The organism is Enterocloster lavalensis (assembly GCF_046603895.1).
Taxonomy (GTDB): domain Bacteria; phylum Bacillota; class Clostridia; order Lachnospirales; family Lachnospiraceae; genus Enterocloster; species Enterocloster lavalensis.
This window is the reverse complement of the sequence record NZ_CP176637.1, coordinates 5,049,327-5,071,414: the sequence shown is the minus strand read 5'-3', so window position 1 is coordinate 5,071,414 and position 22,088 is coordinate 5,049,327. Positions and strand designations below refer to the sequence as shown.

18 protein-coding genes and 1 riboswitch are annotated in these 22,088 nt (G+C 57.1%); of the genes, 3 read left to right on the top strand and 15 right to left on the bottom strand.

The window, feature by feature from the left end:
• Positions 1 to 163: 163 nt before the first annotated feature.
• The 5 genes from ACK2JC_RS22675 to ACK2JC_RS22655 all read right to left on the bottom strand — a co-directional run bounded on the left by ACK2JC_RS22675 (position 164) and on the right by ACK2JC_RS22655 (position 6,139).
• Positions 164 to 1,681: an FGGY-family carbohydrate kinase gene (locus ACK2JC_RS22675; protein WP_320936869.1), complete on the bottom strand. Its 1,518-nt coding sequence runs from the start codon at positions 1,679 to 1,681 to the stop codon at positions 164 to 166.
• Positions 1,682 to 1,714: 33 nt separating this feature from the next.
• Positions 1,715 to 3,088 (bottom strand): GntP family permease, encoded by a 1,374-nt coding sequence (locus ACK2JC_RS22670; protein ID WP_007714464.1) that lies wholly within the window; start codon positions 3,086 to 3,088, stop codon positions 1,715 to 1,717.
• A 58-nt stretch (positions 3,089 to 3,146) separates the two neighbouring features.
• Entirely contained in the window at positions 3,147 to 3,983 is an 837-nt protein-coding gene (locus tag ACK2JC_RS22665; RefSeq protein ID WP_092369506.1) for a ketose-bisphosphate aldolase, read from the bottom strand.
• 18 nt (positions 3,984 to 4,001) lie between these two features.
• Positions 4,002 to 5,087, bottom strand: a complete 1,086-nt coding sequence (locus ACK2JC_RS22660) for a 2-hydroxyacid dehydrogenase (RefSeq protein ID WP_276855316.1) — start codon at positions 5,085 to 5,087, stop codon at positions 4,002 to 4,004.
• A gap of 203 nt (positions 5,088 to 5,290) precedes the next feature.
• Complete coding sequence (locus tag ACK2JC_RS22655) at positions 5,291 to 6,139, bottom strand: MurR/RpiR family transcriptional regulator (protein ID WP_320936870.1); 849 nt, start codon at positions 6,137 to 6,139, stop codon at positions 5,291 to 5,293.
• 245 nt (positions 6,140 to 6,384) lie between these two features.
• On the opposite strand from ACK2JC_RS22655, the gene ACK2JC_RS22650 reads away from it, so the two are divergent.
• On the top strand, positions 6,385 to 6,897 hold the full coding sequence (locus tag ACK2JC_RS22650; RefSeq protein ID WP_320936871.1) for a DUF4397 domain-containing protein: 513 nt from the start codon (positions 6,385 to 6,387) through the stop codon (positions 6,895 to 6,897).
• A 46-nt stretch (positions 6,898 to 6,943) separates the two neighbouring features.
• Here the strand turns inward: ACK2JC_RS22650 and ACK2JC_RS22645 are convergent, their stop codons facing one another.
• The 3 genes from ACK2JC_RS22645 to ACK2JC_RS22635 form a co-directional block, all read right to left on the bottom strand.
• Entirely contained in the window at positions 6,944 to 7,795 is an 852-nt protein-coding gene (locus tag ACK2JC_RS22645) for a DUF3658 domain-containing protein (protein WP_320936872.1), read from the bottom strand.
• Positions 7,796 to 8,015: 220 nt separating this feature from the next.
• Positions 8,016 to 9,104, bottom strand: a complete 1,089-nt coding sequence (ytvI, locus tag ACK2JC_RS22640) for a sporulation integral membrane protein YtvI (RefSeq protein ID WP_368271928.1) — start codon at positions 9,102 to 9,104, stop codon at positions 8,016 to 8,018.
• Positions 9,105 to 9,330: 226 nt separating this feature from the next.
• Positions 9,331 to 10,173: a DUF6612 family protein gene (locus tag ACK2JC_RS22635; protein ID WP_320936874.1), complete on the bottom strand. Its 843-nt coding sequence runs from the start codon at positions 10,171 to 10,173 to the stop codon at positions 9,331 to 9,333.
• Positions 10,174 to 10,405: 232 nt separating this feature from the next.
• Here ACK2JC_RS22635 and ACK2JC_RS22630 point away from each other — a divergent pair, with 232 nt between their 5' ends.
• Positions 10,406 to 10,774, top strand: a complete 369-nt coding sequence (locus tag ACK2JC_RS22630; protein WP_320936875.1) for a hypothetical protein — start codon at positions 10,406 to 10,408, stop codon at positions 10,772 to 10,774.
• Between the two features lie 465 nt (positions 10,775 to 11,239).
• On the opposite strand, the gene ACK2JC_RS22625 is transcribed toward ACK2JC_RS22630, so the two are convergent.
• Positions 11,240 to 11,599, bottom strand: coding sequence for a hypothetical protein (locus ACK2JC_RS22625; RefSeq protein ID WP_320936133.1), 360 nt, complete (start codon positions 11,597 to 11,599; stop codon positions 11,240 to 11,242).
• Positions 11,600 to 11,740: 141 nt separating this feature from the next.
• Between ACK2JC_RS22625 and ACK2JC_RS22620 the strand changes: the two genes are divergently transcribed.
• Entirely contained in the window at positions 11,741 to 12,601 is an 861-nt protein-coding gene (locus tag ACK2JC_RS22620) for a Cof-type HAD-IIB family hydrolase (RefSeq protein WP_092369460.1), read from the top strand.
• A 7-nt stretch (positions 12,602 to 12,608) separates the two neighbouring features.
• Here ACK2JC_RS22620 and ACK2JC_RS22615 read toward each other — a convergent pair whose 3' ends face one another.
• The 6 genes from ACK2JC_RS22615 to ACK2JC_RS22590 all read right to left on the bottom strand — a co-directional run bounded on the left by ACK2JC_RS22615 (position 12,609) and on the right by ACK2JC_RS22590 (position 22,035).
• Positions 12,609 to 14,222, bottom strand: coding sequence for a sensor domain-containing diguanylate cyclase (locus tag ACK2JC_RS22615; RefSeq protein WP_320936134.1), 1,614 nt, complete (start codon positions 14,220 to 14,222; stop codon positions 12,609 to 12,611).
• Positions 14,223 to 14,373: 151 nt separating this feature from the next.
• A complete protein-coding gene (locus ACK2JC_RS22610; protein ID WP_092369455.1) occupies positions 14,374 to 15,729 on the bottom strand; it encodes a uracil-xanthine permease family protein in 1,356 nt (451 codons plus the stop codon).
• 76 nt (positions 15,730 to 15,805) lie between these two features.
• A complete protein-coding gene (gene xdhC, locus ACK2JC_RS22605; protein ID WP_092369452.1) occupies positions 15,806 to 16,300 on the bottom strand; it encodes a xanthine dehydrogenase subunit XdhC in 495 nt (164 codons plus the stop codon).
• Entirely contained in the window at positions 16,293 to 17,183 is an 891-nt protein-coding gene (gene xdhB, locus ACK2JC_RS22600; RefSeq protein ID WP_320936135.1) for a xanthine dehydrogenase subunit XdhB, read from the bottom strand. Before xdhB ends, xdhC begins: the two co-directional genes overlap by 8 nt.
• Before the next feature lie 12 nt (positions 17,184 to 17,195).
• The gene (gene xdhA, locus ACK2JC_RS22595) at positions 17,196 to 19,622 is read right to left on the bottom strand and encodes a xanthine dehydrogenase subunit XdhA (RefSeq protein WP_368271924.1); all 2,427 of its coding nucleotides are present in this window, start codon (positions 19,620 to 19,622) and stop codon (positions 17,196 to 17,198) included.
• A gap of 246 nt (positions 19,623 to 19,868) precedes the next feature.
• Positions 19,869 to 19,965: riboswitch (purine riboswitch) on the bottom strand.
• Between the two features lie 150 nt (positions 19,966 to 20,115).
• A complete protein-coding gene (locus tag ACK2JC_RS22590; RefSeq protein WP_320936137.1) occupies positions 20,116 to 22,035 on the bottom strand; it encodes a putative bifunctional diguanylate cyclase/phosphodiesterase in 1,920 nt (639 codons plus the stop codon).
• Positions 22,036 to 22,088: the final 53 nt, after the last annotated feature.

Sequence of the window (22,088 nt, the reverse complement as noted above, 5' to 3'; positions counted from 1 at the left end):
TGCTCATCTTACCATATTTTTTCACAAAAGAAGAATGTGTCGGAATAATCGGCACATTCTCCCTAAAATCCAAGCTGACACCTGAATCCACAGCCCTTTCCGGCCCAGTGTCGAGGCCTTTCAACACTGGCCGGCACGCTGCCCTGTCAATCACACGCGGTCCTTACACCCGCTCCCCAAAACTTCCATACACATTCCCGCCCACCAGCGCATTGTACAGCTTATGCTTGCGCTCCAAAAGCTTCAATGTGTGCTCCGCGTTTTCCGGGACCGGCTCAAAGAGGCGGGGCCTGTCGGACACCATGTTGTGATACGCCTCCTCCACGCTGCCGTAGGCCCCCAGGGTCACCGCCGCGATCATGGCGGCTCCCAGGGACGAGGCCTCGCTGTTTTTGTAGCGGGCCACCTTCTTGTTGTAGATATCGGCCTGTATCTGACAGAACAGATCCGAACGGACCATGCCTCCGGCCACGCTCACCGTGCTGATCTTCCCGGAAGTGATCTCGATCAGGCTCACATTATCGTTGATCTCAATGGCAATTCCCTCCATGATGGCCCGGATCATATCGCCCCGCTTGGTGCCCAAAGAGAGGTTGAAAAATATCCCCTTGGCCCCAGGATTCCAGAAGGGCGCGGCGCTCCCCTCAAAATGTGGAAGCAGCATGACGCCGTTGGACCCTACCCGGGACTGCTCCGCCTCCCGGTTCATCCGCTCGTAGGCGGCCGGATCGTCGTCCAGGTCCGGGCAGAGCTGCTCCTTCATCCACCGGTAGGTGGAGCCCGTGTTGAAGATTCCGGCCTCCATAATCCACTGCCCCGCAATGGCCGAGGCCTGGCACAGCACCCTGGCGCTGCGCTCAAAGGCCGGGCGGTCCACCGCACAGATCACAAAGGAACCCGTTCCGGTGTTAGCCTCCGCCACGCCGGGTCTCACCACGCCCAGGGCCACGGCCGCGTTCTGCTGGTCGCCCCCGGCGATGATCACCGGAAGCCCTGCGGGAAGCCCGGTCAACTCCGCCAGCTCCCTTGTCAGGGAACCGGCCGCGGTTCCGGGCGCAACCAGCCGGGGCAGGCGGTCCGCCCCGATTCCGGCCTCCCCCAGCAGCTCCCGGTCCCAGGTAAAGGTCTTGATGTCCATGAGCATGGTGCGGCAGGCCTGGGAGTGGTCCGTCACATATTCCCCGGTGAGGAAATGGACCACCAGGTCCTGAACGCCTATGAATTTGTCCGCTGCGTCGTAGATTTCCCTCTGATTCTCCCGCAGCCAAAGAATTTTCGGAAGCACAAAATACGGGTTGATTCTGAGTCCGGTCCTGCGGTAGAGGCCCTGCAGCGTGTATTTTTCAATCAGCGCTTCGCACTGTTTTACCGTTCGTTTGTCCTGCCACATGATGGCGCTACGCAGCGGTTTTCCGTCCTTCCCCATGGGAATCAGCGAGGACCGCTGGGACGTCACCGTGATTGCCTGCGGCTCATCCGCTCCGGCTTTCAAATACCCGGAAATCCCTTTCAGGCACATGACCGCCGCATCCAGCCACGACTGGGGCTCCTGCTCCACATACCCCGGCTGGGGAAAGTCCGAATGGTATTCAAAATAGGACGTTCCCCTCCTGCTGCCATCCAGGCCGTAAATCACGGCCCTCATGCCGGACGTGCCGATATCCAACGCAATCAAACTCATTTCCATCCCTCTTTTCCAAGTCGATCTGTTTTCTTATAAAAGTCCAGGCAGCACGCCGGTGAACATGCTTAACACCACCAGAATCACCAGAGCCGTCAGACCCGCGATGGTGCCGCCCACGGTCCACACCTTGATGGTGCCCGGAACGTCGAATTTGCTGAACCGGTTGATCACCCAGAAGCCGGAGTCGTTGGGCAGCGACAGGCCGATGCCGCCGGCGCAGATAGCCAGGGATACCAGAATCGGCGACACGGTGGCCATTCCCGCCAAAATTGGGGCAAAAATCGCCGATGTGGTCACCAGCGCCACCGTGGTGGAGCCCTGGGCCGCCCGCAGTACCTGGCTGATCACAAATGCGGCCACGATCATGGCGATGCCCGCGCCCTCCGTCATACCGGCCATTCCGCCCACTAGCTTCTCCCCGATTCCCGTGAGGTTGATGATCGCGCCGAAAGCTCCGCCAGCGCCTGTGATCGCCAGAATGATGCCCGACTGGGTGGCCGCTTCCGTGACAACGTCGTTAAAAGAGTCCTTGACATACCTGCGCAGGGAGAAAAACGCCGCAAGCAGGCCGATCAGCAGTGCAATGTTTTTGTTTCCGATAAAGCTGAAGAATATGTAAGCCGACGTACCCGGCTCCAGCAGCATGGAAGCGATGGTGCCGATCAGGATGATGATAATGGGCAGAAAGATCAGGAAAATGCCCAGGGCGCCGGAGGGAAGGTCCGCGGATTCCTGGATTTCTTCCTCCTCGATGTCATCAAACGCGTTGGCGAAATCGTCGGCATACTCCGCTTTTCCGCCCAGATATTTCCCGTACAGCACGCCGCCCACCAGGGAAGCCGGAAGGCTGACCACGATGCTGTAGAGCAGGAACCATCCGATGTTGACTCCCATGGTCCCGGCTACGGCAATGGGGCCGGGCGTCGGAATCACCATGGCGTGGGTCACGATCAGGCCCACGGACAGGGCGGTCACCAGGGAAACGAAGGGAATCTTGCCCTTTCTGGAAAGGGATTTGACCAGGTTCACCAGAATGACGAAGGCCGCGTCAAAGAACACAGGGATCGACACGATGTAGCCCGTCAGGTTCACGGCCACCCCGGCCCGCTTCTGGCCGGTCAGCTTCAGCATGGCGGCCGCAATCTGGCTGGTACAGCCGGATATATGCAGGAGATGCCCCAGGCCCACGCCCAGGATAATCAGGATTCCGATGCCCTGCATGGTGCTGCCGAACCCCGCCGCCAGGCCGTCCGCCACCTGGGTGAGCGGCAGCCCGGCCAGTATTCCCATGATCAGTCCGCCGATCAGCAGGGACAAAAACGGATGCAGGTTAAACTTGATAATGGATACCAGTACAAACACCAGCGACACTGCAAATACAATTAATAATAGACCTAACCCCATTGTTTTTCCTCCTCCATAGTTTCGTAACAGTTCCGATATCCGTTGGGAACGTTCTGCGCTACTCTCTGAAAAAGCTTATGTATTTCTTGACAATTTCCTTCACATAGCCAACCTGACGTAAAGACAGCTCCGAAAAATGGGGGGCCGCGCTCTCAAGGTACAGTTTGGTCTGGTCCACCGCGTAGACTGAAATCTCCGTGTTGACATTGATCTTGGCGATTCCATGGCGGATGCACTCCAGAATGTCCCGCTCCGGGATGCCGGAACCGCCGTGGAGCACCAGGGGCATATTCAGTTTCTCATTGATGGCGTTTAGAATGTCGATCCGGATGTTGGGTTTTCCCTTGTACAATCCGTGCACGGTTCCCACGGACACCGCCAGGGCGTCCACTCCCGTGCCGTCCACAAACTGTTTCGCCGCCTCCGGGTCCGTGTATGCCTCCACATCCTCGGCGGAACCCTCGTGGGACCGCTCGCCCGCGGCCAGGCTTCCCAGCTCCGCCTCCACCGAAGCCCCGCAGGCGTGGGCCACCCGGCACACATCCAGGGTGTTTCGCAGATTCTCCTCAAACGGCAGGGCCGAGCCGTCGTACATCACGGAACCGAAACCGGCCTTTAAGGCCCGGTACACCACGTTCTGATCCTTGCAGTGGTCCAGGTGGAGGCAGACCGGAATGGATACCTCCTCCGACAGGCTCTTCGCCATGGCCGCCGCCGTCTCCACCGACATATTTGGCAGATACTTTGCTCCAAAGGCCAGGATCACAGGGGTATTAGTCTCAGCTCCGGCCTCCACAATCCCCTTAAAGGTCTCGAAATTGTATCCGTTAAAGGAACCCACCGCGTAGTAGTTTTTATACGCCTCATCCAAAATACATTTTAAATTTACCAGCATGTTTCATCCCTCCCGAATCTACTGTCTCACAGAAGCAAGCCACGCCTTAAATCCCTCGTCCTGAAGCACCTGGCGGTTGACGATGAACCGGCTGTCCCCCTCCTCCAGGAATTTTGCCACGTCCTCCATCAGCAGGAAGGGAGAGTTCGACAGGGCGTCCGCGGTGGTTCCCGCAATGTGGGTGGTCAGCGTCACGTTGTCCAGGGTCATAAACGGACTGTCCGCCGGAAGAGGCTCCGTGTAAAACACATCCAGGGCCGCGCCCATGATCTTCTTGTCCCCAAGGGCTTTCGCCAGCGCATCCTGGTCCACCAGCCCCGCGCGCCCCGTGTTGATAAAGTAGGCGGTGGGTTTCATCAGACCGATCTCATGCTCGCCGATCATCCCCTTGTTCTCGGATGTGAGGCGGGCGTGGACGGATACGAAATCGCTGTTCTTTAACAGCTCCTCCAGCTCCACCTTCTCGGCTCCCAGTTCTTTGATGGCCTCCTTTGGGGTGTACGGATCGTATACCACCACCTTCACGTCGAAGCCCGAAAGCTTCTTCGCCACCAGCCGTCCGATGTGGCCGAAGCCCACCAGCCCAACGGTTCTGCCGTGCAGCTCCGGGACCACATCGCTGTTGGTAAACGTCTTTCTCCACTCCCCGTTCCTGATTGCAAAATGGGCGCGGGCGATATTTCTGCACTCCGCCAGCATCATCCCCACCGCGAAGTCGGAAACCGCGTGGGCGTTGCGCCCCTGCACGTTGAACACCAGGATACCGCGCCTGGTGGCCTCCTCCACATTGACGTTTTCGAGTCCCGCTCTGGAAACGCCCACAATCCTGAGCTTCGGCATGGCGTCCATCACCTTGCTGGACACGGGCACGAACAGCCCCATGAGCGCCTGGGCGTCCTGCCCCTCCTTCAGGATGGTCTCATCCACGGTCTCGATCTCCGGCCCTCTCTTTTCCACCTCAAGGCGCCTGTACTGGAGCTGTCCCCAGTCCTTCTCCCAATCGTTCACCACAAGATCGCTGCCGTACCTTGCCATGTGCTTCTCCCAAGCTCTCTGAAACCCTGCTCCTCCGATCATCGCGTCGCCCAATAAAATTGCCTTCATAATGTTCCCCTTTCTTTTTATGAGTAATTTTACTACTTTTAACTATTATTTAGTAGCATTAATGCTACTCATGAGATGAATATTACCCCTTTCCCTTTTATCTGTCAATATGTTTCCGTGAATATTAACATAAAAATAGCGCCCACTGTTTTGTTAATACTATGATAAAACAGTATGGCGCTTCGTATTTTTTTATTCACATTTTATATTTTATTCTTGGCCACCGCCAGCCGGGAGCTGTGGATTTGAGGCAGAATGCCGTCTCCCAGCGCGATCACGAGGCTGACGTAGAGAATGTCGATAATAACCATCTGGACAATCCGGGAGGTCATGGCGTCGGACCGAAACATGGTCTCCCTGGAGGAGCTGCACAATAGATACTCAGCCTGGTTGGCCAGGGTGGACTTGGCGTAGCTGGTCACCGCGCAGACCTGACACCGGCGCTCCCTGGCGATTGCCGCCATGTCCAGCACTTCCCGGCTCTCCCCCGAGTGGGAAAACAGGATGAGGAACGAGTCTTTGTCCAGGCCGGTAGCCAGAATGTTCATAATGTGGGGATCATTGCCGCAGACCGCGTTGAGGCCCAGCTTGATCAGCTTGTGGTAGAGATCCTGGGCGATAAAACCGGAGGCCCCCACGCCCGCCACCACGATCCGCCTGGCTCCGGCGATCTTCCCCACCACGTCCTTCACGCTGTCCGAGTCAATGATCTGGCGGCTGTCCGCGATGGAGGCCACGGTCGAGTGAATGATCTTTTCGATAATCTCGTCCTCCGTATCCTGAAATCCCACGTCGTCGTAAACAGTCTCCTGATTGTCTTTCGAGAGCTCCTGGGTCAAATTGATGCGGAACAGCTGGTATGAATTATAGTTCAGCTTATGCAGAAACCGGAGCACCGTGGTTTCGCTGACCCGGCACGCGGCCGCGATTTCATTCAGCGTGTTCATCATGACTTTGTCCGGGTTCGTCAGAATATAGTCCGCCACGTCCTTCTGGGAACTGGATAATGTATTGTATTTCGTCCTGATTAAGGAAAAGATCTGGCCTTTCACGTTTTACCTCCTCGTGGGCTGGTAATTTTCTATTATATGAGTTGTATTTGCTTAATTATACCTTGTCATCTGCCGCCAGGCTGATGATAAGTGATGCGTTTCCTTGATTTTACCTTGTCATCTGCCGCCAGGCTGATGACCAGTGATGCGTTTCCATAATTATACCATTTTTCCACTCCCGGCACAACTGCCTGCCCCCGCCCATATACTATCATTACACTAAAACTGATAGAGGTGCACCTTTCATGGAAACTTATGAATATGACGACAACACGCCCTTTGAGCCGAACTCAGCGGACGTGGACAGCCGCATGGCGCGTTTTCCCGGCCCGACTCCCGTATATCCTGGTCCGACTCCCGTATATCCCGGCTTCGTGCCCAATGTTTCCCCCAACTACTGCCCCAACTGCAACTTCCGGCCGGGCAACAACATGATCTACTGGACCTGGCGTGTATTTGGCCCCGGCGTCAACATGTTCCCCCAATTCGCCCGGGTTCGTTTCTCCAACATGAGCTCCATCCGGGAACCGCTGGACATCTACCTAAATTCCCGCCTCGTGCTGTCCAATTTAGATCCCAGAACCGCCTCCGGATTCCTTCAGATCATGCCCGGCACCTACCGGCTGACGGTTTACCGAAGCAGAGTTTTTGCCGCCCCGGTTATCAACACCAATATAACCGTCTTCCGCAACGGCACCTACCAGCTGACCATTCTCAGCACTTCCAACAACGCCCGCATACAGCTGTCCCAGATGTAACCGGGGCGCGCAGCCAGTGGGAATGATTCCGTTCATTCCCGCTGGTTCAAGCCAGGGAAATGGTTCTGGCATATAGTTTCTCCGAGTCCTCCACGACTTTGATTCTGCCCTGAAGAATATGGTGCTGAATCCTGGCGGCATACCACCAGTCTCCCACACCCAGGGGATCATACCCTAAAATGTCCCCGATCAGCCTGGCCTGCTTAACCGGCTTTCCGGTCAGCCGTTTCCAGATCAGAAAATCGTAGAAGTCCTCGGGCACGCCCGTCATTTCCCCATTGATCACCGCGCGCAGAGGGCTGTTGTCCTCTACCAGGAGGCTCCACTCGTTCGCATACAAACGCTGCTCTTCATGGGACAACCGGCGCTCGCCGGACAGGAAACCGGCAAATTCCTCCGGTCCGATCTCACCCCAGTTCCGGTATCTCCTGATCGCATTGGCGTACTGCCTGTACTCCGGCAGTTTGACCGTCCGCACATCGGCGCGCCGGTGGGACAGCCAGTTGCAGAGGAAATAAAACCCGCAGCGGGAGTACGGGCTGTCGCTGTACCAGATTCTGACCGGCTCCCCCTGCCCGATGTATTCAGCCAACCGCTCCAGCTCCGCAGTGTACAGGTCCCCGGCTGCCTTAAGCTCGTCCGCGTCCTCCTCCTGCTTCCCCCACTGCTCCTGCCCGTACATCGCCCGGATCAGATCCCGGCGGTACCGTCCGTCCACCGGCTCTTTGATATCCCCGATGTCCAGCATAAAGCCCAGACAGCTCACCTGCCCGGGATGCCCCCCGATCCATGTCCCGGACCCTTCCTCCGTTTTTTCTGAACTCCGGACAACCGTGCCGCGGCCCTTGGCCATCTTCATGGATGCCGCTTCGCTCTCTCCAAACAATACCTCGATCATAGGTTCATCTCTCCCCTGACTTTATTTTCGCTCCTTCAACCATACACCGGATTCCATAAATTAGCAATCAGGAAATGCATTGGGCGGCCGCTTTTGGCATATCACGCAAAAAGCCAGCCGGTGCAGTCCCGTCTGGCTTAAACAATCACACATAATTCTCCGGCAGCGTTTAGGAGCCGCCCCCTGATAACTCCACAGCGGAAACCGGCGCACTTCCCAATCACTCCATTTCGGGTTTTTTGAAAATGCGGATGGTGTCCGTGTCGTTCAAATACCCCAGCAGCGAGAGTCCGATGGGAAACCCGAACAGCCCCAGCACTCCGAACAGCTGGGCCCCGGCGAACATGCTGACCAGGGTTACAACCGGGTGCAGGCCGATCTGGCTGCCCACGATTTTGGGTTCAATGATATTGCGGATCACGGTGATCACCAGATAGACCACCAACAGCACGATGGCCAGCCGGGGATTCCCCATCACCGCGGTGATCACCATCCAAGGGATCATGATCCCACCCGTACCCAGCACCGGAAGAATATCGAACACCGCGATCACAAAGGCGATGAGCACCGAATTCTTCACTCCGATCAGCGTCAGGCCCACGGCCAGCTCCACAAAGGTGATGGACATAATCAACGCGTAGGAGCGGATGCACACAAACAGCGTTCCCACCACGTAGGATTGTATGTTCAGGAAAATGCCCTTGGGCTTCTCCCCCATCTGCCGCAGGCAGAAGCCCGTCAGCTTGTCGTAATCCGCAGCGATAAAAAACGTGGTGATAATCATAAGGAGCAGCTCGATAAACAGCCCCGGAAGGGACGAGGCGATCCCGGAAATCCAGCCCACCGCGTCCATGGAAAGGCTGGAAACCATCTGTCCCGCGGATTGGGCAAAATGCCCCTCCAGCTCCTCCATGGTCCCGATCAGGGACGGGTCCATGCGGAGCACCGTCTGTTCGATGCTTCTGAATACAGCCGCGAAAACCGGCTCAATGTAATGGCTGTAGATGGCCGGTAAATTTGAAAAAAGCACTCTCCCGCTGGAAAACAGCTTGATGAACAGCAGGGCGATCAGGGAGCCTACGGTGCAGTAGAACAGGAGCACCGCGAAGATCGCCATGGCCTTCCGGGGCAGGCGCAGTCTTTTCGCCGCAAAGCAGATGGGCGTATTCAACAGGTACGCAATCACAAACGCCGCCACAAACGGCGTCAGCATCGGCAGGCCGTACCGCAGAATCACAAACGCGATCATTAGCCATATGGCGTAGTATAAAAATTTGATTATAAATGCTCTTCGCTCTTCTGTTTTCATCCGTCTATCTCCGCGCCCCTTTTGCCGCATGTCTCATCGATTCCGATTCCTCTTTTCCAATATATGTCTATGACTGCATTATATGGGATAATAGACGCACGCACAAGGGAATCCCACAAAATTTAACAGACCTTTAACCATGCCCTCCCCTGCGGGCGATTGCCTACAATCCGAAAAAGCGGAGCTTTTGCCCCGCTTTTCCGCCCGCGCTCTGCCGCCCTGCGATCTAATAATATCCGGCGGTGGAGGGAAGCGTCACCGTGACCGCCTTCCCGGGATTGGTGAATTTGATCTCGATCTTCATATCCGTGCTGGCGGTCTGACCGCCCGCTTCAAAGTCCATTTTCAGATCCAGGGATTCCCGCGTGACGTAGCCGCTGGAGTCTACATAAACGGTTCCATAGAGCAGCTTCATGTCAATGTTGGAGTCCGACAGGCCGAGCTGGTCGTTGAAATTCTGGATCAGGCTGCCCGCGCTGGAGGGATCGCAGCTGAAGGAATATACTTTGGATCCGCTCTTCTCCGTCCGGACCTTTAAATCCTTAAAACTGTCGGAACCATCCAGCCAGCCGGCGTTGGTGTTGCTTTCAAACACCTCCAAAACCTCGGACGCCTCCACCTCAAGTTTCAGCTTCTCCCCATCTGAGTCAAGGTAATAATAACCATTGGTATAAAATGCGGTTGTATCCATCGACTGCCCCGCCATCTCCATATGAGTGCTTGTCAGATATTTCATACTGCTTTTGCCCATGTCCTGCCCCTTGGCCTTGACGATCATGAGCAGCTTGACGCTCTCATCCCCCGCCTTCAGTCCAAAATCCACAGCGGTCTGGACTTCCACGCTGGTCAAATCCCGGGTTTTCCGGCCCGCATCCGCAAGGGCCTTTTTGTCCGCCTTGGTCGCCGTCCGGGACTCGCCGGCAGAACCGGCTGCGGAGGTGGACTTGGCGGCCGCGCTGCTCTCCTTCGCATTCTGTTTGAGATACGCGGCTGTGCCGCCATAGGATACCATACTCACGGAACATGTTATCACAAGCGCCGCTGTCATTAACCGGTTCAGCTTTTTCATATTGGTCCCTCCATTCCATGTGGAATCAGAATATATTTCCAGGTAAAATCATAAGATAATTGTATCATTTTTACAATTTATTGTCCATCGAAACGGGAAATTTATATTCTGCTTATATTCTGCTCAACATTGGGTCCGCGGCCTGATTTCCTGGGCAGAACGGACGCTTGTATTTCCCCCGCATTCTGCTACAATGGAATCAGATATCAATACCGAAAAAGGAGGTCAATCAATGCTTGAATTAGCCGAATGGCTGGACAGCCTGCTGCAGGAGCCCCTTCCCCGGGACATCGCCGCGGTAAATTTTAATCTCTACGACGACGGGGACCACTGCTGGTCCGCGGAACTCATCGGCGCGGGCAGCTTTGACGCCGACGACCCGGACTGGGCCTGCGACGAGGTGTACGCCGCCAGGGACAGCCTGCTGCGCTGGGAGCAGAACGCTTCCTGGGAGCAGGTCCTGGAGGACTTTATCGCACAGCTGGAAGCCTATCTGGAAAACGGCCGCTGCAAGGACCAGTTAAAATCCTTCCAGGGCCTTGGCGCCGGGTTCGTGGACGGGGACATTGTGTTGGTGGATTTCGAGCAGGACGAGGGGTGAGGCGGGAATTTTCCCGCCTATTCGTTTGATTTGCAATTTACAATCGCTCCCCCGCCTTATAACCCCCTCCAAAATGCACAAAGCTTTTTTCCAATTTTTATAAATTTTGTGCACACTTTTTTCTCCCCCTGTGTTATTATAATAGTGTAACCCCCCAATACATTATATAGTTTTTGCTACACCCCATAAGAAACGAAATACCTTCTCCTTGAGAAATGACCAGCTCCCCCGGCTGGTCATTCTCTTTGTCTGAAAAAATGCCTGGCGTGGTGTTTAACCCGCACTTATCCCCAACCTCCCCGTCCATTTTCCCAATTTATCGCAAACTATGTGGATAACTCTGTGGATGTCCTGGGGATAGCCTGTGGACAGTCCAATGCAATCGCCGCCAGGCTGCGCCAGCGGCCCATCACATGCAAACAAGAGCGCCGGAATTCCGGCGCCCTGCCAATCTCATGGATCCCGCTATTGATTTCCTTCCACCACGACCATCTCCTCCGCCCTCAGGACTTCCCCAATCCAGGCCACGAATTTGGTGTAAAAATCGAACACCGTGTCGTCGAACCGTACAAGGCCCATCCCCCTCTCGATCTGCCGGATCACCTCTTCCCACTGTTCCCTGGAAATCCAGTTGTCCCAGCACACGTCGAAATCCGGCTGGACCGCCCGCAGGTACGGCAGCAGCAGCCTGCTGTAATCCGTCTCATAGACGGTCAGCGGATCGCCGCAGGTATCGTAATAATCCCCTGGACAGGCATCCGCCGGGGACGGATAAAAATTCAGGCAAATGACCTCATCGGCCTTTGAAAAACAGCGAAGCACCATAGAACCACCCCATCCTTATTCCGCCCGTTTCCAATCAATTCCTGCCAAAACCGCGGACAGCGGACCGATTGAAATTGACAAATTCAATATTTGCTATAAACTATGTAAATAGAAATCATTTGCAAAAGGAGAATCCAAACTATGAAAATCCGCCTGGTAGCCTCCGACATGGACGGCACGCTCTTAGACCCGCTCTCCCACATCTCGGAAGAAAATGCAAACGCAATCCGGGAGCTGCAGCAAAGCGGCGCAGAGTTTGTGATCTGCAGCGGCAGAGCATACTCCGGCGCCCACCCCATCGTAAGCGGAGCGGGCATCCGCTGCAGCTATATCTGTCTGAGCGGGGCCATGATCTGCACGGAGGACGGAAAAGCCCGCACCTCCATTCCCCTCACCCCCGGAAATCTGGCGGATATCGACCGGATTTTAACGGACGCCGGAATCTTCATGGACATCATGACCTCCAACGGGGTCTACTGCACCTTCCCCCGCGAGGAACGGCTTCAGCGAATCTACCGGTTCTTTGACGACGGCTCCCTGGCCGCCGGACAGCCCTCTGCCGCGCTGGAGCAGGCGGTAAGCCGGTTCGCTTCCGCATTCACCTTCGTCGGTTCCCTGGCCGATGTGCCCTCCGGGACCGTTATCTACAAGATCGGCAGCACCGAAATCCCCGCCGAAACCGTAGTCCGCCTCAAAGAGCGCTTCTCGGCCTGCCCGGACATCGCCACCGCCTCCACATTCCCCACGGACATCGAGCTGACCAACGTCCGCGCCCAGAAGGGACTGGCCTTAAAAGCCTACGCCAGGGAACGCGGTATCCTCCCCGAAGAGATCATGGTCCTGGGCGACAGCGACAACGACCTGTCCATGTTCACCCCGGAATTCGGCTGGACCGTAGCCATGGGCAACGCCCAGGACTGCCTGAAAGCCGTAGCCAAATATGAGACCAAGAGCAACCGGGAGGACGGCGTAGCCTTCGCCATCCGCAAATACGCACTGTAACGTCCCCTCACAGCCCGGCCGCCTCAAACCCTCCGTTATGCCCTTCCTTGGCCCGGTACAGCGCCTCATCCGCCGCCTTAGCCAGGGCGGCGTAGGAATCTCCCCTGCGGGCGGCCACCGCACCGGCGGACAGCGTGATGGACGGCATGTTCCGCCTGGCCGCCTCCGCTTTCAGCGTCTGGTTGATATCCTCCACAATCCGCTGTGCCACCGAGAAATCCGCCGTATTGGCGATAAAGATCGAAAATTCATCTCCGTGCAGCCGGGAGGCCAGGTCCACCGTGCGGATCCGTCCGATCATCATCTGAGCCGTCAGCTTGATCACCTCGTCCCCGACCATATGCCCGTAATTGTCGTTGACCGCCTTAAAGTGGTCTCCGTCCATCATGATCAGAATTCCGCAGTCCCCCGGCTCCATGGCCTCCAGCGCGTCCGTCACGCCGTTCTCAAAGGATTTAAAATTCATCAGCCCTGTCAGATGATCGATGGCCGCCGCCTTCTGAGCCGCCATCAGAGCGATCTCCAGGCGTTTCTGCGTCTGACCCAGCTGAACATAGGCTTCCCGCAGCTCCTGATTCTTCTGCCACTGAACGGCCCGCCCGATCCCATAGATCAGAAACAGTTCTACCAGCAGCAACGGCACCAGCCAGACGGAGACCGTGGCCTTGAGCATGGACGCGGTGGGGACCAGGATCAGCGTGTGTAAGGACTGGCCCCGGTGCAGATAGCCGTAGCAGCTCCTTCCCCCCGCATTCACCCTGAGAACCGTCCCGTCCTGCCCGAGCAGATCTGAAACGCCGCCCCCGAGGCTTCTGTGGAAATGGTCAAATGCCAATGCGGCTTCCACCCGGGCTTTCAGCTTCTCCAACTGCCCGTCCAGCGCCCCCGACTCCTCCGCGGCCGCAAGCGCGGCTTTTGCCTCCTCTATGGATCGCCCGGTCTCCTCCGGCGATGCGTAGAGGCTGCCGCCCAGGTAATCCTCATTCAGGCTTCCAATCACTGTTCCGTTGTCGTCAAATACCAGCAGTTCTTCATTCTCATAGGCCTGCAGGGAGCGGACCGCCTCCTGGATATCGCCCAGGCGTATGTCGTAGGCGAACACCGTCTCGCCGTCGGGCTGGAGCTGGGAGACGGTGGAAAGGATATAGTGGTTGGCGTAGCTCATATAGGGCGGCGTAAACACAATCCGTCCGGCCCCCGCCGCCGCATCCCGGTACCAGGGCCGCTCCGTCACGTCGTAGCCGGTGCCCTCGTACACGGAATAGGGGGTATCCCAGCTGTAGAGATAGCGGCCTTCGTAATACAGATAAAGCCCGTCAAAAGTATCCCCCTCAATCTCCAGCAGCCGGGAATCCGCCTGTTTCAGATAATCCCAAATTTCATCCGGGTCCGGATGATCCTTTATCTGCCCGGCCAGCATATGAGCGAACAATTTGAAGGAGTGCACATAGTTTTCCATCACTCCCTCCACCTGGCTGACCGCCTCCCGGCCGTGCCCGGACAGGCTTCTGTCGATCCAAAGGGACTCTCTCCTGCCGATCAGCAGAATGACCATCAGATTCGCCGCCAGGAAAAATATCTCACAGCCGATTCTAAAACTCTTTTTACCCCCACGTTTCATCCGCCCGTACCCCCACAGCCCGCACTGCGCTTTTCTCCCAATTTATTTCCATTTTATCACAGGGGTATGATTATTTCAACGGGTCCAAAATCGGAAAAAGCCTGCGGGAACCAACCCACAGGCATTTTCCATACAAGGACCGGCGGCACGCCTACTGCGCGCTCCCGCCGTCCTCCAGCATCTTGATATCCATATCCTTCGGCAGCACCAGGCTTAAGAACACCGCCACCACAAACACCACCGCCACCACGTTGGCAGAGAACACCGACTGCACCAGGGGCGGGAAGATATCCCAGATTCCGATCTCGCTGGCCGTGGTAAAGCCGATGCCGATGGACAGGGACAGGGAGGCGATCACGATGTTGCGCTGTGAAAATCCGCACTTGGCGATCATCTGGATTCCGGAGGTCAAAATGGAACCGAACATCATAATCGTACAGCCGCCCAGAACCGACTGGGGCAGGGAAGCGAAAAAGTTTCCCACAGGAGGCAGCAGTCCGGCCAGAATCATGCAGGCCGCTCCCGTCATGATCGTGAACCGGTTGACCACCTTTGTCATGGCGATCAGGCCCACGTTCTGGGAGAAGGAGGTCACAGGCGGGCAGCCGAACAGGGTGGACATGGCCGAGGCATAACCGTCGCAGGCCAGGGACCCTGAAATCTCCTTGCCGGTGATTTCCCGGTTCAGGCCGCCGGACACCAGCGCCGAGGTATCTCCGATGGTCTCAGCCGCGGACACCAGGAAAATGATACAGGCCGAGATAATCGCTCCGGCGTGGAACTCCGGCATAAAGGGCAGAAGCTTTGGAAAGGCGATCACGCCGCCGGACATGATCAGGCTTAAATCCACCTTCCCCATGACAATAGCCAGCGCGTAACCCACGATCAGTCCGGCCAGCACGGAGAGCTGCTTTAAATACCCTTTCGCAAAGATATTCCACAGCAGGCAGGTGAGCAGTGTGACCGTGCCCAGGATCAGGTTCTGGGCAGAGCCGAAATCCTCCGCGTAACCGCCGCCGAAGGACCGCGTGCCCACCGTAAAGAGGGAAAATCCGATGGCCGTCACCACCGAGGCCGCCACGATGGGCGTGATGATTTTGCGCCAGTATTTTGCCAGCAGACCCAGCGTTCCCTCGAAGAGGCCGCCCACCAGCACCGCTCCCACTACAGCCGGATAACCGTAGTTGGCGGCGATGGTGCTGAGCACGGTGACGAAGGTAAAGCTGACGCCCATGACCACCGGCAGCCTGGAACCGATTCTCCAGATCGGATACAGCTGAATCAGCGTGGCGATACCCGCGACGAACATGGCGTTCTGAAGCAGAATCGCGGTCTGGGCCTGGCTCAGCGCGGGCTGGGCCGCCCCGGCGATAATGGTGATCGGCGCCAGGTTCGAGACGAACATGGCCAAGATATGCTGGAGTCCGAAGGGAATCGCTTTCCCCAGCGGCACTCTGCCCTCCAGCCGGTAGATGTTATTGATACTGCAATTCGCATTGCTGTTCATGATTTACTACCCCCTGATTTTGTTTTTTCCATTCAACGGGCCGCTTACGCTGCTTGCGGCCCCTGTCGTTTCCGGCTTACGCCTCCTCTGGATGGCTGGTCCGGTAAACCTCCTCCACAATCCGCTCCATGGCGTTTAAGATATTCTCATACCCCGTGCACCGGCACAGATGGCCGGAAATCAATTTCTTAAGCTCCTCCCGGTTGTACTTCTTGCCCGTGCCAACGATCTCCACCGCGCTCATGATCAGGCCCGGCGTACAGAATCCGCACTGTACCGCCGCCTCCTCGATAAAGGCCTTCTGGATGGGGGAAAGCTCCCCGTTCGGCCCCTTTAAGCCCTCCACGGTCATCACGCTCTTTCCGTCCGCCCACATGGTCAGATAGATGCAGCTGTCAATGGCTTCCCCGTTCACCAGAACGGTACACGCGCCGCACTCGCCCACCTCGCAGCCCTTCTTCACGCTGGTCAGACCCAGGCGGTTGCGCAGGGTGTCCAACAGGGACTCCCGCTCATCCACCGCCAGCTCCACTTCCTTGCCGTTTACTTTCATATGTACGATGTTAAGCATTGACCTCACCTCCCGCTTTTCTTACCGCCTCATAAAATGCACGCTTTGCCAGCTCCTCAATGAGCTGTAAACGAAATTCCTTGGACGCTCTCCAGGAAGAACGCGGATTCACCTCGTCCAGGGCCGCCTTGGCAAATGCCGCCACGGCCTCCTGATCCGCAACCGCGCAGCCCTTTAAGCCTTCCTCCGCCTTCCGGCAGCGCAGAGGCGTGGGGCCGGCCACTCCGTAGCCCAGGCGCACGTCCTCCACCCGCGTTTTGTCCTCTGACAGCTTCACCCGCACGGCGCAGCCCAGGGTGGCGATCTCCATAGCCTTGCGCTTGCCGTACTTGATATAATGTCCGGCCCATCCCTCATAGCTCTCCCTGGGAATCAGGAAATACTTACAGACCTCGGTGCGCTCCCGCACGGTCCGGCCGGGGCCTGTGTAAAACCCGCTTACCGGAACCCGGCGCTCTCCCTCCGGTCCCTCCAGGACCGCCACTGCCTCCAGCGTCCACATGGTGGAGGCGGAGTCCGCCGAGGTTGCGCCGTTACAGATATTCCCGCCGATGGTGCCGGTGTTGCGGATCTGGGGTCCGCCCACCTGGTCCACCGCCTCCCCCAGCATGGGGATGTATTTCTGGATCAGCGGATCGTTGGTGATGTGGGAGAACGATGTGCCCGCACCGATCCACAGATCGCCGTTTTCCAGCAGCTTCACGCCTTTGAGTTCCGGAAGATTGTGGATGGAAACCACGGAGCGGCCCGCATCCTTGCCCTCCCGCACCCGGATCAGCACGTCCGTACCGCCGCTTATGATCTCGGCATCCGGATCCTTCACAAGGGCGTCCACGGCGTCCGCAACGCTCTTTGCCTCGTAAAATGATTTGATGTCAAACATAGAACCTTCTCCTTATATCAGACCTTTTTCTTTGAATTTTGCAATCAGCCGCTGGGCTGTCATGGGTGTCATATTCATATGTACGCCGGTGGCGTTTAAAATCGCGTTCCGGATGGCCGGAGCCACGGGAATGGCCGGCGGCTCTCCCAGGGATTTGTTTCCGTAAGGGCCGGTGGGGTCATCCAGCTGGATAAACCGCACGTTCAGCTCCGGGGTATCCATGGCCGTGGGAATCTTGTAATCCAACAGGTTGTTATTCAGAGTCTTTCCGGTCTTCTCATCCACCAGAAGCTCCTCCGAAAGCCCGTAACCCAGTCCCATGCTCATGCCGCCGTGAACCTGCGCGGCCGCGGTCTTGGGATTGATCAGCACGCCGGAGTCGTGGACGTTGACAATGTCCTTCATCGTCACCAGGCCAAGGGGCATATCCACCTCGACCTCCACGAAGCAGCAGCCGGAGGAGAAGGTGTTGTCCTTGCAGTGGTTGGTGACCTCCGCCGTAATGTGCACGGAGCGGTCCAGGGAATAGAAGGCGGTGTCCGCCACCACGGCCACGTCAAAGAGCACCGGATCCCCGCCGCTCACCACGACCTTGCTGTCCACAATGTCCAGCATCTCCGCAGTCACGTCCTCGTCCGCTCCAAGCCCCAGGGCCTCGCGCAGCCTGCCCGCAGCCTCCTTCACCTGGTCCGCGTAAACGGTCTTGGACAGGTCGGTCAGGTCGTGATTCAGCATGTAGGCCGCGTACTCCAGAATCTTGCCGCGAAACTCCTCCCCGCACTTTTTGCAGGCCATGCCGGAAACGTAGGTCTGGCGGGAGGCGTAAGCGCCCGTGTCAAAGGGGGTGGTGTCCGTGTCCTGGGTGGACACGATGTAAACCTTGTCAAAGGAAATGCCCGTGGTCTCGGAGGCCATCTGGGAGAACACGGTGTCCGCGCCCTGTCCGATCTCGGTAGCGCCCATGCACAGCTGCATGGAGCCGTCCTGGTTCAGCACCATACGGGCGGAGCTGGTCTCCAGGGAAATGGGATGCACGCCCGTCTTATAACAGAAAATCGCCATACCCACGCCTTTTCGCACCGGGCCGGTCTGATTGCGGTATTGTTTCCACTTTTCATCCCAGCGGATGTATGATTTTCCCTCCTCGATACACCGCTTCAGACCGTAGGAGTGGAAGGTGATCCCGTTGGCCGGGTCCACAAACCCCTCCTCCATGCAGTTTTTCAGCCGGAACTCGCAGGGATCCATGCCGATCCGATCCGCCAGATCGTCGGTGAGGCATTCCGCAAACCAGACGGCCTGGGGGATGCCGTAACCTCTCATGGCTCCCGCGGTGGGCGATGAGGTGTAGACGGTCCAGCAGTCCACCTCGCAGCCCAGCTCATCCCGGTACAGGTCCTTGAACACGTTGCCGCAGTTTGCGCAGATGGCGTGGCCGTGGGAGGCATAAGCGCCGTTGTTGGCGAACGCATCGATCTTCCTGGCCAGTATGCGCCCGTCCTTTGTCATCAGGCCCTTACATTTTCCCTTGATGGCATGGCGGGTGCGGGTGCCGGAAATGGTCTCCTCGCGGCTGATTTCCAGCCGGACGGGCCGTCCGCCCACGGACATGCTCAAAAAGGCGTTCAGGGGCTCATAGAGCACATCCTGCTTGTTTCCGAAGCCGCCGCCTATGTAGGGTTTAATGATGCGGACCTGGCCCACCGGAATCCCCAAAGCCTGAGCCGTACAGCGCCGGACAATGTGCGGAATCTGGGTGGAACACACCACGGTAACCTTACCGTTGGTGTCCACATACGCCCAGGACACCGGCAGCTCGATGTGGCAGTGGGAGATGCGGGGCGTATCGTACTCCTCCTCCACCGCGATCAGCTCCTCGCCCGGGTACATCTCTCTGGCCGCCAAAATTCCCTTGTCAAAGGTAAAATCGCTGTCCCCCATGGTCATGTGGGAGTGCACGATCACGTTATCCTTGCGCAAATCCGGGTGCAGCGGAGTAGCTCCCTCCGCCATGGCCGCCTCCACGGTGACGATGGGCTCATACTCCTCGTACTCCACCTTGATCAGCCGGGCTGCCTGGGCCGCCGCCACCTCGTTCTCCGCCACCACGGCCGCGATGTCGTCCCCGTACAGACGGACGCGCTCGTTCAAAACCCGCCGGTCGCAGATGTCCTGGTGCTTCGACTCCACGCTCCACGGATGGCCCGCGGTTGGGAACTGGCAGTCCGGAGCGTCAAAGCAGGTGACGATCTTCACCACCCCCGGCACCTTCATGGCCTCGGTCAGGTCAAAGCTCTTGACCCGGCCGTTGGCGATGGTGGCGTGCACCACCTTTCCGTGGAGAATGTCCCTCGGTTCCAAATCCGCGGTGTACTTCGCTTCTCCGGTCACTTTGCCATAAGCGTCGACCCGTTTCAATTCCTGGCCTACAATCTTCATTCTATGCTTCCTCCTTGCCTGATTTGCCGTCACTTCATGTTCCCGCAGCCAGCCCCGGCGCGGCCGCCAAAGCGATCCGCACCCAATCAAAAAGTCCGCCCGTCCCCGCTTCCGATCATCTCTTCTGCAAGTCCGGCAGACTCTTCCCATACCGTATTTTTCCCGATGCGCCGTTCATTTTCAGCGTTCAATGGAGCAATCGCCCGCAATCTGCACCTGCGGCCCATTGCATTCAACGAAAAAAAGAGCTGGCTACATAAACTATGTAGTCAACTCTTTTCGGTAGTTGGTAGAGACTCTGGGCCAATCCCCAGGATATACATATTGGTAAACGACTTATTAAGTTGTTACTATTATAGCGCCTAAAAATTAATTAGTCCACTAGCAAATATCTCAAGATTTTTTAGCATTTTTGTGCACTATTTACAAATCCTTTCGGCGCAATCTCAGCATTTTCACAATATTCCCCGTAATCTCACCCCGCGCACCCGCTTCACCCCTGCCCGCGGATCAGCTCCAGGAATTCCTTCTCCGGCAACGGTCGGGAGTAATAGTAGCCCTGGATCCTGTCCGTGCCCAGCTCCGCCATAATCCGGCGCTGCTCCTCATTCTCCACGCCCTCCGTGATGGTCTCCACCCCGATGGCGTGAAAGCACCTGACAATGGCCTCCACCAAAATCCGGTTCTTCTCGTTCCCGATGCCGTCCACCAGGCTCTTGTCCAGCTTGATGCACTCAAAGGGCAGGGTCAGCACATAGGACAGGCTGGAATACCCGGTTCCGAAGTCGTCCAGATAAAATCCGAAGCCCGCGCGGGTCAGCTGGTTCATGACCGACAGCACCCGCCTGGTGTCCTCCGCGATAATCCGCTCCGTAATCTCGATCTTAAGCCGCTCCGGCCACACCCCGTAGCGCTGGGTCAGGGAAATCATCCGGGGGACCATATCAGCTTCCAGAAATTGTAAAACAGAAAAGTTAATGGACAGCGAACCGCTGTACTCCGGGTAGTCCCGTATAAACCGGCAGGCCATCTCTATGACCATCCAGCTCAGGCCATTGATCAGCCCCCGCTTTTCCGCCAGCGGGATAAACTCAGCCGGGGACACGTTGCTGCCGTTCTCGTCCTTTAAGCGCAGCAGCGCCTCACAGCTGTCGAACTTCCCCCTGGCGCAGTTGTAGACAGGCTGGAAATTCAGATAGAACTGCTCCGCCTCCATGCCCCGCTTGATCAGGTCCACCAGCTGGTTCTGGCGACGGAAGGCCTGGTACATCTCCCGGGAGAAATACAGGCATTTCCCGCCTCCCCGCTCCTTGCAGATGCCGATAGCGTAGTCCAGGCAGGCGCTTAATTCCCCCACATCCTCCATCTCATAATACTGGTCGATATAGGCCATACTCACCGGCAGCAGGCAGCGGCATCCCTCGTAGATCCACACGCGCTCAAACCGCTCCCGGACCTCGGCCAGATAGCGGTCCAGCTCCTGCTGGGGGATTCCCCCAAAAATAATTCCAAATCGCACGCCCGCGTACCGGCATACCACCGCCTCGCCGCTGGCCTCCCTGATATATTCCGCAATCTGCCGCAAAAACGCGTCCCCCACCCGGGTGCCGTACTTCTCGTTCACCATTTTGAATTGGTGCACGCTGATGATCACGGTCTTAAAGGGCTGCCGCTCCAGGCGCCGCTGTTCCATCTGGTCGTAAAATACTTCCCGCGTAAACAGGCCCGTCAGATCGTCGGTGTGGATCTTCTGACTCTGGAAACTGATAAAGAGGACCAGCAGGGAAACCGCCATCACGGTTCCGGACATGATCATCTCCGGGTATATTCCCTGAAAGGTTCCCAGAAACAGGGCGATCACCGGCGCCAGTTTCATGACCTGGCGCATGGAACGGTCCACGTAACGGCGCTGCCGCACAAAGCAGACCAGCACCATCAGCCAGTAGATCAGAAACAGGGCGTAGATCAGCCGGTTGCCGGGCCCCCTGACGTAGGACCCGTCCGCTCCGAGGGTGAAAATGATCCCGGTGCGCATGTTAAATGCCGCCACGGCCAGGTACAGGATCAAAAGTCCGCCCGAGACCTTCTCCGCCCGGTAGTAGCAGCGCTTGTCCGCGCTGTTTCGATGAATCAGCAACAGGTAATACCGCGCCATAAGAAATTCCACCGCGGCCATGGAGACAAAATACAGAATATTCAACAGATATAAAAGCCAGTACGGCGCCAATCCGGGCCGCCCCATCAGCCAGATGGCGGCGATATTGATGACAATCGAGCAGAACGAGACGGACAGGCATTCATAGAACAGCGCATTCTGCTGTTCCACATGGGATACGCGCTCCCTGGAGTACAGAGCCAATATCAGAATGATAATACACGCGATATACTCTCCCTCAAACGCCCAATGCATCATTTGTCCCCCTCTTGTGTTTCCGCTGCCTTACCACTTCCCTATTATACCGTAAA